This is a genomic window from Thalassospira mesophila, assembly GCF_002115755.1.
In the GTDB taxonomy this organism is placed as follows: domain Bacteria; phylum Pseudomonadota; class Alphaproteobacteria; order Rhodospirillales; family Thalassospiraceae; genus Thalassospira; species Thalassospira mesophila.
On sequence record NZ_JFKA01000003.1, the window covers coordinates 261305 to 277838 of the forward strand.

General features: G+C 47.8%; 15 protein-coding genes. 12 read left to right on the top strand and 3 right to left on the bottom strand.

All coding sequences use genetic code 11. From position 1 onward, the window contains the following. Nucleotides 1-328: 328 nt before the first annotated feature. From TMES_RS23480 to TMES_RS09175, 7 genes are all read left to right on the top strand, one after another. Nucleotides 329-484 (top strand): IS3 family transposase, encoded by a 156-nt coding sequence (locus tag TMES_RS23480; RefSeq protein ID WP_425444046.1) that lies wholly within the window; start codon nt 329-331, stop codon nt 482-484. 448 nt (nt 485-932) lie between these two features. Then, complete coding sequence (locus TMES_RS23485) at nt 933-1088, top strand: DUF5989 family protein (protein WP_425444047.1); 156 nt, start codon at nt 933-935, stop codon at nt 1086-1088. 86 nt (nt 1089-1174) lie between these two features. Beyond that, nucleotides 1175-2140: an SGNH/GDSL hydrolase family protein gene (locus TMES_RS09155; protein ID WP_143589593.1), complete on the top strand. Its 966-nt coding sequence runs from the start codon at nt 1175-1177 to the stop codon at nt 2138-2140. A 23-nt stretch (nt 2141-2163) separates the two neighbouring features. After that, nucleotides 2164-2562: a hypothetical protein gene (locus TMES_RS09160; protein ID WP_143589594.1), complete on the top strand. Its 399-nt coding sequence runs from the start codon at nt 2164-2166 to the stop codon at nt 2560-2562. 9 nt (nt 2563-2571) lie between these two features. Then, entirely contained in the window at nt 2572-4296 is a 1725-nt protein-coding gene (locus TMES_RS09165) for a carbamoyltransferase family protein (RefSeq protein ID WP_245835287.1), read from the top strand. 54 nt (nt 4297-4350) lie between these two features. Further along, nucleotides 4351-5694, top strand: a complete 1344-nt coding sequence (locus tag TMES_RS09170; protein ID WP_085581706.1) for an MBOAT family O-acyltransferase — start codon at nt 4351-4353, stop codon at nt 5692-5694. Nucleotides 5695-5702: 8 nt separating this feature from the next. Continuing rightward, complete coding sequence (locus TMES_RS09175) at nt 5703-6740, top strand: SGNH/GDSL hydrolase family protein (protein ID WP_085581708.1); 1038 nt, start codon at nt 5703-5705, stop codon at nt 6738-6740. Between the two features lie 120 nt (nt 6741-6860). Here TMES_RS09175 and TMES_RS09180 read toward each other — a convergent pair whose 3' ends face one another. Together TMES_RS09180 and TMES_RS09185 are read right to left on the bottom strand one after the other, a co-directional pair. Continuing rightward, a complete protein-coding gene (locus TMES_RS09180; RefSeq protein ID WP_085581710.1) occupies nt 6861-7859 on the bottom strand; it encodes a cysteine synthase A in 999 nt (332 codons plus the stop codon). Between the two features lie 131 nt (nt 7860-7990). Beyond that, nucleotides 7991-8623, bottom strand: a complete 633-nt coding sequence (locus TMES_RS09185; RefSeq protein WP_085581712.1) for an NUDIX domain-containing protein — start codon at nt 8621-8623, stop codon at nt 7991-7993. Between the two features lie 317 nt (nt 8624-8940). Between TMES_RS09185 and TMES_RS09195 the strand changes: the two genes are divergently transcribed. From TMES_RS09195 to TMES_RS09205, 3 genes are all read left to right on the top strand, one after another. After that, a complete protein-coding gene (locus TMES_RS09195) occupies nt 8941-9387 on the top strand; it encodes a DUF3775 domain-containing protein (RefSeq protein WP_085582078.1) in 447 nt (148 codons plus the stop codon). 448 nt (nt 9388-9835) lie between these two features. Then, complete coding sequence (locus tag TMES_RS09200) at nt 9836-11530, top strand: sensor domain-containing diguanylate cyclase (protein ID WP_085581716.1); 1695 nt, start codon at nt 9836-9838, stop codon at nt 11528-11530. 422 nt (nt 11531-11952) lie between these two features. After that, a complete protein-coding gene (locus TMES_RS09205; RefSeq protein ID WP_085581718.1) occupies nt 11953-13416 on the top strand; it encodes an aminoacyl-histidine dipeptidase in 1464 nt (487 codons plus the stop codon). 60 nt (nt 13417-13476) lie between these two features. Here the strand turns inward: TMES_RS09205 and TMES_RS09210 are convergent, their stop codons facing one another. After that, entirely contained in the window at nt 13477-14874 is a 1398-nt protein-coding gene (locus tag TMES_RS09210) for a DnaJ domain-containing protein (protein WP_085581720.1), read from the bottom strand. A 343-nt stretch (nt 14875-15217) separates the two neighbouring features. Here TMES_RS09210 and TMES_RS09215 point away from each other — a divergent pair, with 343 nt between their 5' ends. Continuing rightward, complete coding sequence (locus tag TMES_RS09215; RefSeq protein ID WP_085581722.1) at nt 15218-16264, top strand: class I SAM-dependent methyltransferase; 1047 nt, start codon at nt 15218-15220, stop codon at nt 16262-16264. A 124-nt stretch (nt 16265-16388) separates the two neighbouring features. Then, entirely contained in the window at nt 16389-16514 is a 126-nt protein-coding gene (ykgO, locus tag TMES_RS09220; RefSeq protein WP_007090004.1) for a type B 50S ribosomal protein L36, read from the top strand. Nucleotides 16515-16534: the final 20 nt, after the last annotated feature.

Genomic DNA, 16534 nt, shown 5'->3' on the forward strand with positions numbered 1-16534 from the left:
CGGTAGCAGCGTGCCCGGTTGCCGAGAAGTGAGCGGGTATTTTGGTATCGATCGTTCAACAGTGCGTCATTGGGTAGGACGCTTATCGCGCATGGATCTCGAGGCCGATGACGAAATTCAGATACCCAGAAATGACTGATCAATGTGACAGAGTGTGCTGTGGCCGGCGAAAAAACCTATTTCTGAACTTTCTTGGAAGTATTTGATCGCAAGAACATCTTTTTTGTACTCACTCCCGGCGCCGCAAGATTGAACAGAGCATGACCCGTAAAGGTAACTGCCGTGATAACGTTGTCATGGAGAGCTTCTTTGCTGTTCTTAGATACGAATGATTTCATCCCAATCACTTCACCCGCATCGACAGCATCGAAATCGTCACGACGAGAATATTCATTACTACAACAATGACCGCAGCAAACTGAAAATCATAGGGCTGAGTCTTGTACAAGATAGAACTCAGTCCTTAAATTATCCAAACCTGTAAAATGCCCATCTTTTATGGAGGTAGTTCCGCTTGGAGGTCATCATTTTCTGATGAAAAAAAGTTGGTCGGGATTACATCCAGTTCGGTAAGGAAATGCCGATTTTATTTTACATATATTAACCTTAAACTTTGAAAGGATGCCGTATTGTTGTCTATATCATTAAAAATGAAATTTCGCGGCGAAGACAGTGGTGAATGATTATTCTTACGTATATTTTAGTAGCGAGAATGGCTAGTCGAGGTTATTTGCGCATGTTTGACAGCATTGAGTTGTGATGGTATCAAGGTAAAGTTGGGGTGTTTTGGGCGGCGCAAATGATTTGCAACACTCAAAGTTTTTTGTGGATCTGTGTTTTGTAATTAACGCTGGTCTACTTAAAATTTACTCGGTTGCCGTAGGTAAAATAAAATTAATTAGTTAAATTTTGTGGTTTCAGTCGGGGACGGAATGGGCGATTTTATATCAGAATTGTACGGATTTTTTTTCTCGAAAGGTCGGCGAATTTTCCTTATACCGTTCTTTTTGGTTTTGTTCTTATGTGCCTTTCTCTTTCTTTTCGCTAGCGGATCTGCATGGGCTCCATTCGTGTATGCGATATTTTAGATTTTTATGAATGTCGAATTAAACAAGCCTCAATGTTGTTCGTTGAGGCTTGTTTTTTTGTTTTTGGATGATTGCGAGTATGAAGCATGAATTTTCGGAATTTCGTTCGTAGTTCAATTATGGCTTTCGCTGGTGTGGTTGTCGCTTTTGCAATTGGTGAAGGTATTATACGGATTGCGACGGCAAACCAGCAGAATTATATAATTGAAATGTGGCGTTATGCAAAGTTATTGAAGAAACAAAGTGCGGACCCTGCTGTCGGGCATGATCATATCCCTAACAGAACTGCAATGTTGGAAAATGTTGCGGTTAGAATTAATAGTCTGGGATTGAGAGGGCCGGAGCCAGTAAAAAACGCGCCTCATCGTGTTGCTATAATCGGCGATTCCATCGCATTTGGCTGGGGGGTTCCGGAAGATGATACCCTCCGCGGCCATCTTGTGAAGTTATTGCCTGATTCTATTGATGTCATAAACGTGGGAGTTGGGAACCGTAATATTGATCAGGCTGTATCGCAATGGATAGACTTGAGAAATAAAATTGCAGCTGACACGTTGGTCATTATGGTTGCTCCGCGCGCAACAACTTCGGTTTCCACCAAATCAGCCGGATGGTTGGTCGAGCATAGTGCGTTGGCCGCAATAGGCTTAACCATATTTGAACAATTATCCAGTGGCGAGTATGGTCCTCAGGCACTGGTTGATGGTTATAAAAAACAATGGTCTAGCCCTGAAGGTAAAAAAATTATAAAAGGCGCGTTCGACAAGCTTTTGAAAATAAAAAATAAAGATAAGTCTAATGTTATAATAATAGATGTTCCTGAGCCGCATGATTTCAATGACTATAAATTTAATTTTATGCAGCAAGAGATCAGGAGTTTATCTGACAAATACGGATTTGAATATGTAAGTACTCTTTCTTTGCTGAAAGGGCCACCATCCTCCAGCTATTGGGTTTCTGATCGAGATGTTCACCCGAATGGAAAAGCATTGAAGATAATGGCAGATGCTACGGTGGGTGATATAAAATTATTTTACGAATCTAATAAATAGAAATTTATTTGATGGGAGATTTAATGGTTGATAAGAAGGAAGAAAATGACGATCTATCTTTCCTCAGGAAAAAAAGCATTGCCATGTGTTGCGGCTTTTCGGTTCTGTCGGGTATCTCATATTTCAATAATGGGTTCGCTTGGCCGATCTTTACTGCTGCCGCAGTAATAATTATAATGTTAGGGATTTTTTATCCGTCGAAATTGTCGAATTTTTTCTATTATATTCAAAAATTACACAAAAAAATTGGCGTGGTCGCGTTTTTTGTCGTCTTTGTTTTTGTGATTACGCCTATGAGTTGGGTTTTACGTGCTTTACGACTGGATGACATGACGTCGAATCCGTCGGAATCTCCCATAACTTATTGGGAGACAGAAAATATAAAAGACCCGAACGATATTGATTTTACGAAGCAGTTTTGATGGTTTACTATGGAAAATAAAGACATCTATATTCTTGGTGTTTCCGCGTTTTATCACGATAGTGCTGCAGCTCTGATCAAGAATGGTCAAATCGTTTCAGCGGTTCAGGAGGAGCGATTTTCCAGAGTTAAGAATGATTGTTCTTTCCCGATCGAGGCGATTAAATGGATATTATCTGATAGTCATCTTGGCTTGTCTGATATTGATCATGTGGTTTTTTATGAAAAGCCATTCGTAAAATTTGAAAGAATACTGGCGACTTGTATTCATTTTGCGCCAAAGGGGTTCGGTCTCTTTAAAAAGCAGGTTCCAACATGGTTAAAAGAAAAGATATTTCAAAGAAAGACAATACAAAACCATTTTCAGGATAATTTTCCTGAATCAGGTTGGAACAAGAAATTATTTTTTTCCGAACATCATCTTTCCCATTGTGCGGCGGCGTTTTATCCGTCTCCATTTGAAGATGCTGCAATTTTAACGATTGATGGCGTTGGCGAACGTGTGACAACGACAGTTTCTATTGGGCGTAAAGGTAAGATTGAGCGTTTGGCAGAACTGAATTTCCCACACTCATTTGGCCTGCTTTATTCGGCAGTAACGGCATTTTTGGGTTTCAAGGTGAATTCCGGAGAATATAAAGTTATGGGACTGGCCCCATACGGTTCGCCTATTTATTCGGAAAAAATAAAGGAAACCTTGGTCGATATTCGTAGTGACGGTAGCTTTCGTCTCCGGATGAAAAATTTTAGATTTGCCACCGAAATGCGAATGTTTGGTTCAGAATTCGAAAAAATATTTTGTACATCAGCCAGAGAACCAGAAAGTAATATTGAGCAAATCCATATGGACATTGCGGCATCGGTGCAGCAGGTCTCTGACGAACTATTTCTCATGCTTGTTTCATATGTAAAAAAACTGACGAAACAATCGTCTCTTTGTCTTGGTGGAGGAGTCGCCTTGAACTGTGCTTCTACCGGGAAGGTATTAGAGAGCAAGATTTTTGATAAAGTCTGGGTGCAACCATCTGCCGGTGATGCAGGAAGTGCACTCGGGGCTGCGCTTGCTTATTATCACATTGGTTTGGGCCGCCCGAGAGCCGTTTTGAAGAATTATATGCCTTTCCTCGGACCAGAGTTCACACTCGATCAGATTCTGGCGGATCTGGATAGCTGTAAGGCCGGTTACCAGGTGCTGTCACCTGATCAGGTGGTGCAGCGGGCGGCACAGGCCCTCGCTGATGGAAAAGTACTTGCGTGGATGCAAGGACGTGCTGAGTTTAGTCCCAGAGCTCTTGGTCATCGCTCGATTCTTGCCGACCCTCGGGTAAAAGATTTAAAGAAGACGCTGAATCTTAAGATTAAATTCAGAGAATCTTTCCGTCCGTTTGCCCCGGCAGTTTTGGAGGAGGATGCATCGAACTGGTTTGATTTACCGTCCCCGTCTCCGTTGATGAATTTTATATGTAAAACTAGACCAGAAGTCAGAGATGTCGTTCCTAGCGTTGTACATGTTGACGGTACGGCACGGGTTCAGACCGTTTCTGAAGAATTTAACCCCGATTTTTATAAATTAATTCTTAAGTTTAAATCTCTAACAAATTGCCCTGTTTTGGTGAATACAAGCTTAAATGTCCGCGGTGAACCTATGGTCTTGACGCCGGCAGATGCATATAGATGCTTTATGAATACACGTATCGATTGCCTTGTTATCGGAAATGTCTATCTGGAAAAATGAATCTAACCTAGCGGTAGTTGGTTAGCGATTTTACTTATTTTATGCGGTGTGGGAATGCTTTTTCAGTTACCAAGTTTTATTTTATTTTTTGTCGGATTTTGTTTTATACTATCTATTGTGCCAAAGAGATTTGTCAAGGTTTATGTCCTGTTGGGGAGTGTTCTATTTTATTCTTTTTGGCTCGTTTCCGACGTTTTTTTGCTAATAATTTTGATGATTTTTAGTTGGGTTGCATGTCGATGCATAAGTAAAAATACTAAACTTTTACCGTTCTTTGTTGTAATTTCGGTTCTTCCTCTTTTTTATTTTAAATATGCGAACTTTTTCTTGCATTCGATAGGGTTGTCATCTGTTAATTTGCAGGTTCACCTGCCGCTTGGTATATCGTTTATTACATTTACACTGATCAGTATGATGGTGGATTTATCAAGATCGCAACGCCCGGAAAATAGTATACTGGATACGAGTGTCTATATATCTTTTTTTCCGCATTTGATTGCAGGGCCTATTCTCAGAACAAGTCAGTTAATCTCGCAGTTAGATAAATTTAAAGTTACTCGTAAAAATATAATATATAATATTCCATTGTTTGCCGCCGGAATGGGAAAGAAAGTTTTTATTGCTGACCCGATAGCTCGGTATGCCGATCCCATTTTTTTTAATTCTGGTTCCTATAATAGTTCCGAGTTGCTGGTGGCTGCAATTGGATTTTCCATCCAAATTTATTGTGATTTTAGCGCCTATTCTGATATGGCTATTGCAGTAGCAGGTATGATTGGCATTAACTTTCCTGAGAATTTTAGTTCTCCCTATTTATCGAAGTCGATGCGTGAAATTTGGCGCCGTTGGCACATGACACTTAGTTTTTGGATACGCGACTATCTATTCAAACCCATGTATAAAAAAATGCGAAAATCCTTACCATATCTTCCTTTTGTTTTAACTATGACGCTGTCCGGTTTATGGCATGGAGCAAATTGGACCTTTGTGGTGTGGGGTGCTGTTCAAGGAATTATAATCGCCTTGGAGACTTATTGTGATTACGATCGAATTTTGAAAAGAAAATGGTATTTAGAATGCATAGGAACTTTTTTAAATTTTTCAATATGGACCTTTCTGTTGGTAATTTTTAGATCCTCAACTTTAAAGGAGGCTTTTAGTTTTTACTCTTATTTTATGGATTTTAATTTTGGTAATATTTCTGATGACGGTATGACTACCATTCTTCTAATTTTAGTCGCACTTTCTTTTCATTATTTTGACCAAGTGGACAAGATCAGAGGGGTATTTGTGAAGGTTCCTGCGTTTATCACTTTTTTTTCTTGTCTTGGATTTATAGTTGGCGGATCTTTTGTCGCGAGTTCTCACCCGCAAAATTTTTATTATTTTGATTTTTGAGAAATGAAATGAAGAAGATAATTTCGGTACTCGTTTTTCTTGGTTTTCTTTTCTTTTCGTTTGATGGGTTTCTGGATTTCATCTCTTATGTGAAGCCAGGTCTGACGAATTATTTTGCGGGGGTAAAAAAACTTAAGTCTTTGCCCATTGATGTGGATCGTAAAAATATTTCACGGGCGGTTGATGATGTTTATAGCATTAAGTACTCGATGATGCGTGTCGTTGGTCAGCTTCCGCTACCTGGTGATTATGGTTCTTATAAAATTGGTGCGAAGGGGGATAGGAAAATTGAATATTATAATGATCAAAATATAGGAAATAATTTGAAACGTATTCTTATTCTGGGAAGTTCTCAGAGTTTCGGTTATTTTAGTGGTCCTGTTGATAATTTCGCCAATCAGCTTGCGATGGAGTTGCCAGAATATCGAATTAGTAATTTCTCGGTCCCAGGACAGATGATCGCAGAAACAAAGGCAAACTGGCAGAGGCTTTCTCTGCTTGGGGAGAAGTACGACAAGGTTATTATAGTAGAAGGTCCAATTGACTTTTATATTTATTGTACTCCAGGGTTAAATCTCTCTTCGAGAGAAGTCCATAGAATGGCCGTAATGAAATTGATCGACAAAGCGTCCCGAGTATATAGTGTGTTGAGCGGCGATCAAGATAAGTACCAATCACCTTGTCTTGATGAAAGTTATAAGAATATATTAAGTAAAAATGTTTTTTCCGATTTTAAAGGCGTAATTGAATACGGTCGTGATATTGGAAGCGAAACATATATTGTCGTGCCGCCATCGCCTTACGTTGGTAATGTTAATGTAGAGAATTTAAGTAAAGATAATCTTGCTTTCAGGAGCCTGGTGACCGAATTAGGGGTGGATTTGGAAAAGGAGTACCAAGATATTCCACAAGTGATCGACATGAAGAATATTTTCTCGGGTACTGGGCCTATGTTTTTGGATTGGGGCGGGCACTTTACGCCAAAGGGAAACAAGGTATTTGCACAATCCGTCGCGAATTTTATAAAATCAACAGATTATAATTGAAATATTTTAACCTACCTTAATTGTAAGAATTGATCCTGAGTAAGGCGTGCTGTCAGAATTAAAAACGCCCCCGATATGTTTTCGGGAGCGTTTTTTGTTGGCAAAAAGGCTGGCGACTGACTATAGCCAATCGGGGCTTGGCAGCCCTTTTTCCTTAAGGAATACCGGGTTCCACAGCTTGCTTTGATAGCGGGTACCCAGGTCACACAGGATGGTGACAATGGTGTGGCCCGGCCCCATTTCGCGCGCGAGTTTGACGGCACCGGCAATGTTGATGCCGGTGGAGCCGCCCATGCACAGGCCTTCTTCTTTCAGAAGGTCAAACACGATCGGCAACATTTCTTCATCGGTGATCTGGAAGGGATGATCAATTTCAAGCCCTTCGAGATTGGCGGTAATGCGGCCCTGACCAATCCCTTCTGAAATTGATCCGCCTTCGGATTTAAGCTCGCCATGTTTATAATGGTTAAACAGGGCTGCCCCCATCGGGTCGGCCAGGCCGATCTGGATGTTTTTGTTGCGTTCACGCAGCGCCATGGCGGTACCGGCCAGCGTGCCGCCGGTGCCAACAGCGGCGATAAAGCCATCAACCTTGCCATCGGTCTGTTGCCAGATTTCGGGGCCGGTGGTGTCGTAATGGCCCTGGCGGTTGGCAATATTGTCAAACTGGTTGGCCCAGATGGCGCCATTTGGTTCGGTTTTTGCCAATTCTTCGGCCAGACGGCGCGACACATGGACATAGTTGTTTTCGTTGCGATACGGCACAGCCGGGACTTCGCGCAAATCCGCACCCAAAAGACGCAACAGGTCTTTCTTTTCCTGGCTTTGCGTTTCGGGAATAACGATAACCGTGCGATAGCCCAGTGCATTGCCAACAGTTGCCAGGCCAATGCCGGTATTGCCAGCAGTGCCTTCAACAATAACGCCGCCGGGCTGCAACAGGCCGCGTTTTTCGGCGTCACGAATGATGGCAAGGGCGGCGCGGTCTTTAACAGAGCCGCCCGGATTGGCGTATTCGGCCTTGCCCAGAATGGTGCAGCCGGTCAGTTCCGAAACCTTTTTGAGCCGGATCAGCGGTGTCCGGCCAATGGCCTCGATGGTGCCATTGCGAATGTCCATGACAGACTCCAGAATTATCAGATTACAAAATGCATGTCTGTTGAGTGGCGCTTTTATACACAAAAGTCAAGCTAGTTTTAAATTTATAACGAAAAATTTGTGTCAAATAAAATATAAGCACATATTTTGTGTTAAATAGCGGTGCTGGCGGCTTCGCGACGCAGGCGGTCCCGGTGCAGCATCAACCATTGCATGGCCATGATGATGGGGGCATTGCAAAAAATGCCGTCGCGCAGCATGGCAAAACAATCGTCCGACGATTTGGTGAAAACGCGAATATCCTCGCCTTCTTCGGCTAGGCCATGCAGGCCGCCAGCGTTTTTGCTGTCGACCCGGCCGTAAAATATTTGCACCGTTTCGCTGGTACAGCCTGGGGAGGCGTAATAGCGCGGCGTGATCAGCTCAAGATCGCCGATAATCGAACAACCGGATTCTTCCATGGTTTCGCGACGCGCGACATCTGGCAGGGTTTCGCCGGGCTCGACAATGCCAGCGACAATTTCGATCAGCCAGGCGGGCATATCGGGGGTATTTTTATGCACACTAAGGGTCGCGGGCCGGAACTGTTCGATTAAAACCACTTCATCGCGCACCGGGTCATAGGGCAGAACGGCAACGGCGTGGCCACGTTCTAAAACTTCGCGCCGGATAACAGGGCTTTGGCGGCCATTGAACTGTTTATGGCGCAGTTCATAGACATCAAGTTTGAAATAACCATCCCATCCACGTTGATGGTTGACGATATCGACGTCACGATAATCCAATTTTTTCCTCCGATCCGGGGCTGGTAACGGCAAACCTGAGACAGAGCCTGCCACAGGGGCACTTTTGTTGCCAGTTTTGCGGGGGCGTGCCGCGTGTTTTGCCGGTGAAAATTTCGTGATGTGTCGGGAACAACTTTTTACCTGACAGGTTAAGCGGGAAGATAATGGCGGCAACAATTGGCGGGATCATGGCACAGATATGAAATTGCTGCGTTTGTCCTGTTTTTGCCTTGTTGCGGATTATTTTTGAGCTTGAAGATGTTTTGTCGCTGCCCAAAGCAGGGTATGTTCCGTTTTTCTAATGAATGGAGAATTTTATGTCCAACGTCGAGAATGAAGCTGACACTGACACAGAAGAATTTCCGGCCATTGATTTGGAGAAGATTGCTTTTATCTTGCTAAAGGCGCGCGCCTTTGACGCCCAGGAAGATGTGGTTGAGCCCGATTACGGGTCCAATGCGGAAGATGACCAGTTTCGCGAAGTGCTTGAAGCCTATGAGGGCGATGCCACGCATTCGGAACTGGTTGACGCGATCAATGATTTAAACTGGGACGAGCAATGTCATCTGGTCGCACTGGTCTGGATCGGTCGGGGAACCTTTGATGCCGATCAGTGGCAAGAAGCCCTTAGCGAAGCACAGGATGGCCATACCAACCACACCGCCGAATATTTAACCGGCATCCCCATGCTGGGTGAATATATTGAGGAAGGATTATCTGCGTTTGATATATCTGTAACTGATATCGAGATGCAGAATCTTTAACTCAAGGTTGCGCAAATCGTGCGGTCGTCCGAAAAAGCCCGGGTGGGCAATGCATGGCTGCACCGGCGGGAAACGGCGTTTTGTGCGCAAGAATAGGGCGTAAAGTGACCTCCTTTTGGTCGGGGTGGAGGTGGTGACCTCGCCAAAAGGGCAGGGGTGCATGCTGGTGCATTTGAAAAATGCCATATAATTTATTGTTTTTTAGGCATATACGCACTTCCTTGTATCTGACCAGTCGATATACAATATGCACAGTTCGCAAGTTATTGTGCGGCAAATGTTGGCGGTGCGAGACCGGAAATTTTCCGGTCTGTGCCGGATCTTTCAAATTTCATTAATTTGATTTTCAACAACCAAAGGTTATGTTTGCCGCCGGGAAGATTTCGTAAGTCACAACAGGGCTTTGTTGCCCCTTCACAGATGTGGCAATTACGAACGGGGGATTGGGTTGACGCGCTTCGAGCAAAAAGAGATTGATCGGCTTTACGGGTACTCGACTGTAGGCGTCATTATACATCGTGACCTTAAGGTGGTGTATGTCAACGATGCCTATGCCCGCATGATGGGGTGCCATGATGCCGTGGATTTTATGGTTGATCCCGATCTTGTCCGTTATATTCCCCCGGCATTTCACCGTGAAGCCCTGCTTTTGTATGAACAGTTCATGGAGGTCATTGGCTTTCACGGCTGGAAAAAAGTATACAATCTGCGCCGTGACGGGACCCCGGTATGGCTGGAAATCAGTGATGAAACCATTGAGTGGGAGGACGACCGCGCGCTAATGACCACAGCGCAACTGATAGATAACGGCACCACGGCAATGCAGGTGGACCATATGCTGGGTCGGTCCTTTATTGCAGTAACAGTGCATCGTGATATGCGCGCCCTTTATGTTAACGATGCCTTTGCCCGGTTAATGGGGGCCAGCAATGCGGGCGATTTTATGCAAAACCCCGATTTGCTGCGGTTTGTTGATGACCAGGCCCGCGAGGATGTATTGGCGCATAGTCACAGTATTTTGCATGGTGTTGTTGCCGGAAACCGGCGGCGGGAATGCAACATGCTAGATGATGGCGACGAGGTATGGCGCGACCTGACCGATGAACGGATTTTGTGGCATGATGGCAAGGCCGCGGTTTTGACGACCGCCCACGATGTGCGTGAAGAAGTGCGTATGACCAACATGCTGGTGCGCAATAAAAACAGCCTTGAAAACGCGGTGGCGGAAGTGATCCGCATGGTGCCCACCGCCGTTGCGATGTTTGACGAGGAATTGCATGTTTTGCACTTCAATCGCGAATTTTCGCGGCTTTTTGCACAAAACCCCGCTGTTTTTCCTGCTGCCATTCCTGAATTTGATGTTTCCGGGCTGCGGGCGATTTACCGCGAAATGGTACGCGCCGGGCATGACCATGCCGATCGTAATGGTGTGATGACACCGTCTGGCCGGTTGGCCGATATTCGTACCAACCGCTTGCAAGGCGGGGGAATGATGATTTCTGCCCTTGATGTGACGGACCATAAAGAAGTTGAAAAGCAGCTTGCCGTTCTGGCCTCGACCGACCCGTTAACCGAAGTTTTGAACCGGCGCGGGTTCGAAGGTGCTGTCAGCCGATTGCAAGATATTCGCCGTTTGCGCAACAAGGAATGGCTGTACGGGATTGCGGTGCTGGATCTGGATTATTTCAAGCAGATCAATGACCGGTTTGGCCATAATTGTGGGGACCGTGTTTTGCAGGAAGTGGCGGCTGTTTTGCGCAGTGCGCTGCGCGACGATGACCTTGTGGTGCGGTTGGGCGGCGAAGAATTTGCGGTTTTACTGCCCTCGGCCACGGCGCGGGTGACAATGGATATTGCCGGGCGGCTGGCGCGCATGATTGGCGATATTAAATTGCCCGATGATGATGGCAACGATGCGATGATTTCGGTTACCGTTAGCATCGGCGTCACCATTGGCGGCGATGTTGGCGAGGGCGAAATTGATTTGCCTACCGCCTTGCTGATCGCAGACCGCGCCCTTTATCAGGCCAAGCAGGGCGGGCGGAATTGTATCATATATGCCGATCCCACTTTGCCCACCGCCATGATGATGCCATCTGCCCCGCCACCGCCCGCATCACCCGATGGCAGCCGGGAAGTTTAAAAACCCGGCCAGTCAGACGTTTTGACGTTTAATGGTTTTGCATTGTTGTGTGTGCAGGGTGGCGTTGCGCCGTGTGTGGCGGGGCACGATGCGCGTTTGGCACCCAAGCCCGCCCCCCGAACGGCGGCCTGAATGGTGGGGCGACGTGGTTTTGGCACGAGGTTGCATGGCGGTAAGGGCACTGTCCGGGAAAACCCTTATGCGAAGGTGGAAATCCCCCTAAATATGGGGTAATCAGGATGCCTCGGGTATGAAGGGGCAGGTTCAGGGCTGTCACGGTTGCGCATCCCCAATGTTGTGCCGCGCGGGCAAATAGCCAGCCGGGATGGCAGATCTTTTTGATCACTGCGTTATTGCTATTGCCCTGCAAATGATCTGCTCTTTGAACCTGCATTTTTCGGTCCAGACAGGAGAGCGTCACCGTGGGCAATATCAGCCAAATAGAACCAACTGCAATTTGGGCAAATTTTCAGAAACTGTGTGACATTCCGCGGCCTTCGACCAAGGAAGAAGCCGTGTTGCAGATGATTGAAAAGCTGGCCGATGAAAACGGGTGCAGCCATTACCGCGATAGCGGCAGCAATCTGGTGGTTAATGTTGCCGCAACATCGGGCTATGAAGACCGTAAAATGGTCGTTTTGCAGTCCCATGTTGATATGGTGACCCAGGCCAATAGCGGATCAAACCATAATTTTGAGACCGACCCGATTAACGCCTATGTTGATGGCGAATGGGTGACGGCCGATAACACCACATTAGGGGCCGATAACGGCATTGGTGCTGCGGCCATGCTGGGTGTTCTATGCGATAAATCGGTTGTGCATGGGCCGCTGGAACTGCTGTTTACGGTGGATGAAGAACGCGGCCTGACCGGGGCGATGAATTTGGAACCGGGCCGGTTGCAGGGCGAAATTCTGCTTAACCTTGATACCGAAGATGAATACGAACTTTATGTTGGCTGTGCTGGCGGCGGTGACCTTGTGGCGCGCTGGCAGTATCATGCCGATGCGGTTGGTAAAGAACTGATTGCCCGAAAAATTGCCCTGACCGGCCTTAAAGGCGGGCACTCGGGCATTGATATTATTTTGGGCCTGGGCAACGCCAATAAATTGATGGCGCGGTTTTTGCGCCCGTTATTGCGCGATCTTGAGGCACGGATTGTTTCGATCCAGGCGGGAACGGCACGCAATGCCATCCCGCGTGAATCCTTTGCGACTGTCGTTTTACCGGCGGGTAATGCGGGGGCCTTTGACAGCGCTCTGGCCACATTTCAGGATGCCGTTACTGGCGAATATGCCGATCTTGAACCCAATGTTGCCATTGCTGCATCGAACGTGGATTTGCCGGAAAGCGCAATGACCCCGGCTGATAGCATTACCTTTAACAATGCCATTCTGGGCAGCCCCAATGGCGTGCAAGCCATGAGCACCAGTGTGCCCGGTGTTGTGGAAACATCGATCAATCTGGCGATTGTGTCGGTGGCAGACGGGCAGGCGAAAGTAACCCTTTCGGCGCGCAGTTCCATTTCCAGCGCGCGCGATGCGACGCGGGATGTTGCCACGGCAGTTTTTGAAAATATCGGCGCGACTGTGACCTGGGGCGATGCCTATCCGGGCTGGAAGCCAAATATGAACAGCGAAGTGCTTGATATGATGCAGGCCGTGCATCGCGACATGTTTGGCAAGGATGCCGAGGTTAAGGTAATTCATGCCGGGCTGGAATGTGGTGTTTTGGGGTCAAAATATCCGAACTGGGATATGATTTCGTTTGGGCCGACCATCAAACGCGCACACAGCCCCGATGAATGCGCCCATATCCCCGCTGTTGCCCGGTTCTGGGATTATTTGCAGGCAGCGCTAAAGGCGATTCCGGTGAAAGCCGCTTAAATCCCCCCGATTTTATCGCGTGAATAGCGTTGGAATTTTAAATGCGACTGGCCTTTGGGGTCAGTCGCATTTGTTTTGTGCGCACCATTCGTCGCGCGCGGCACTGCCATCGCCGGGCACCAGGGCATCGGCATTTACATAGCCGTCTTCGCCCAGTTCGGTTTTTACTCTGATCCAGAAGTTCTGGTTTTCGCCGATCAGAAAAACGGTTTCAAACCGGGAAAGCTGACGCATGATCGGAAATTTGATGCCCGCACCGGTGCGCAGATTAAGAAATTGCTGATCAACATAATAAGGATCGGTTTGGGGGGTGATCAGGTCTTCAACCTTGTCGCGGATTGTTGCGATGGTATGGCGAACCTGACCGGGAAATTCGGTGCTGAAATAGGTATGTGCGGGGCCAAAGGCCAGCAACAGGGCAAAAATAACCACAAAGACAGGTGCCAGATGCATTAACGCATCGAGCATTGCGACGCGTTGCCATTCGTCGCGCACCCGGCGTGCGGGTTGCCCGGTATCAAGGCGGCGCAAATTGGCGCGGATTTGTTCGGCCAGGGCCGATCGGCTGTGGCCGATAAAATCCGACGCCTGTAACAATACAGCGCGCGCCAGCGGTTTGTTGCCGCTGCGTTCAAACGCGGTGGCCTGATTAAACAGCAATTGGGCGTTGGCCTCGGCCGGGAAGGTGCCGCCGCGCATATTGGTAATAATTGCCCGCCACGCCGGGAAAAAGCTGCGCCAGCCCCAAAACCCGCCCAGCCATGTGCGCAGGCTGGCGCGCAGGGCCATGCGCCGTGCGCCCTTGGGCGATAAAACCGCGCTGATGGTTTCGCGGCGGATGGAATTTAAAAATCCGCGAATGACGGTAAATTCAATATGGCGCGGCTGGGCCGATATCACATCGGTAACCGCACAGCGGGCAAAGCCGCTGGTGTCGCCCGTGCGATTGGCCGATTTGTGATGGCGGCGCGCACCGGGATTAATCTTTGGGTCGCGCTGCCCGGTTTTGGCCTGATGGCGCTGATAGGCGGAACTGGCTTCGGCATAGCGGTCTTCGCGGTCCGGGGGGTTTTGCTTGCGCCCGGCCCCGGCAAAGCCCTGTTTGTTGGTTTGGGCGTGATCCGCCCCGGTGGGGCCGGTTGTGCCTTTGTCGCTGCCCTTGGCGGCCTGTGCGGCCCCTGCTGCGCCCGTGCCATTGTTACCTGTGCCATTGTTACCTGTGCCATTGTTACCTGTGCCATTGCTGCGCGCGCCATTGGGCGGGCGGCGGCGAATGCCAATCAGTATTTCATAGGCTTCGGTAACATCCTTGAACTTTTCTTCCGCGTCGGCGTCGGAATTTCGGTCCGGATGAAATTCAAACGCCAGTTTGCGATAGGCCAGCTTGATTTCTTTTTCACTCGCACCGGGTTTGATGCCCAGTTGGCGGTAAAAGGGGATGAGGGGATCGTGGCTCATGTAGTTTTTATTGTCTCTTGGATCATTGAGGCCAGCGGAGTATCCCGCAAGAACGCCGTCTATCAGGCAGCATCGCCATTACTGGCGACCATATTGTGAAATATTAGCGCGTTTGGCGCTACAATTGTTTGTGTTTTGGTCAACACGGCAAACGCATGGGGGTGATGTGTGGGCGAAGTGCGGGCAAAGCGCGCTGCGTGTACAGGCATTTATATCAGTGCGCGCGGTTGGGGTGCCGGTATCGCGGGTGGTGAGATATGCTTTCATCCTTTACCTTGCAAGGACGATCCTTGATGATAGGGCGCATGACAGATCAAACAGTTTAACGCAGCGGGCGGTGCCATTGAAATTCAAGTTCTGGCAACGAAAATCATCGGATGCCAATCCCTATATGGACGAGAACATGTCGTTGGACGACGAACTGGACGACCCGCTGGACGGGATTGTTGTGCCGTTTCGCAAGCGTATTCGTGCGCGCTGGGAAGGCTATGACGACCCTGCCGAATATTACCTGATGGAACAGCAGCTTGCTGCTTATCGGCGCTGGTTGCAGCGCATGATGATACTGGCCGCACGACCCAGGGAAGAAGAACCCGCCGAGCTTGACCTTGAAGAAGAAGCAGGGCGCTGGCCGCCCGAACGGCTGAAACTTTATGGCAAGCTGTTTGACCGGGGCATTATGAAGCCCGGCGGCCATGAATATGCGCTGGAACTGGCAAAGCCGCTAGCCCTTGATGAAACCATGAGCTGTGTTGAAATTGGTGCCCGGATCGGCGGCACCGCCCGGGTGCTGGCCGACAAGTTTGGCGTTTGGGTAACCGCGATGGAGCAGGATGGCGAACTGGCCCTTTTGGGGATGGAGCGATCTGTTGCGGCGGGCAGCCAGAAAAAAGTACCTGTTTTGCACTATGACCCGCTGGCACCGGAATTTCGCAAAAAGTATTTCAACGTTGTCTATTCGTTTGGCGAGCTTTTTACCGTCGATAAAAAGGATACCTTTTTGTTGAAGATGGCCGAATCGCTTCGTGAGCAGGGGCAATTGCTGATTACCGATTACGTGATCACGGCAAAAGCCGACGAATCCTCGGCCGATTACAAGGCGTGGCTGGCAAAAGAAGACATAAAACCGCATCCCTGGACCGCAGATCGCTATAAAGATGTGCTGGGAAAGCTGCGATTTGACATTCGAATTGCCAAAGACGAGACCGAATTACACGTCACACAGATAAAACATGCATGGATGGTTTTGCTGTCTGATCTCCAAAACAGCGGTTTGGACCCCGATTTTGCCGCTTTTTTGGAAGATGACATGGAAATGTGGATGAGAAGGGTAAAAATGCTTGAAAATGGTGAACTGGCCTATTATCGGTTCTACGCAACGCACGACTAAAGCACTGACACCGCCTGGTTAGCACCGAGAGGCAAGTTTTTTGCGTTTTAGGTGTTGACAGGGACTGGGGTGCCTTCTATTTTCCCGGCTCCCATTAGGGCCAAAGTTTCTAAGGTTTACTATTATGAAGATCCGGAACTCGTTGAAATCCGCGAAACTGCGGGAAAAAGGCTGCCGTATCGTGCGCCGCCGTGGCCGCGTATATGTCATTAATAAAAAGAACCCCCGTTTTAAAGCACGTCAGGGCTAATACCCTTACGGACTTTGAAG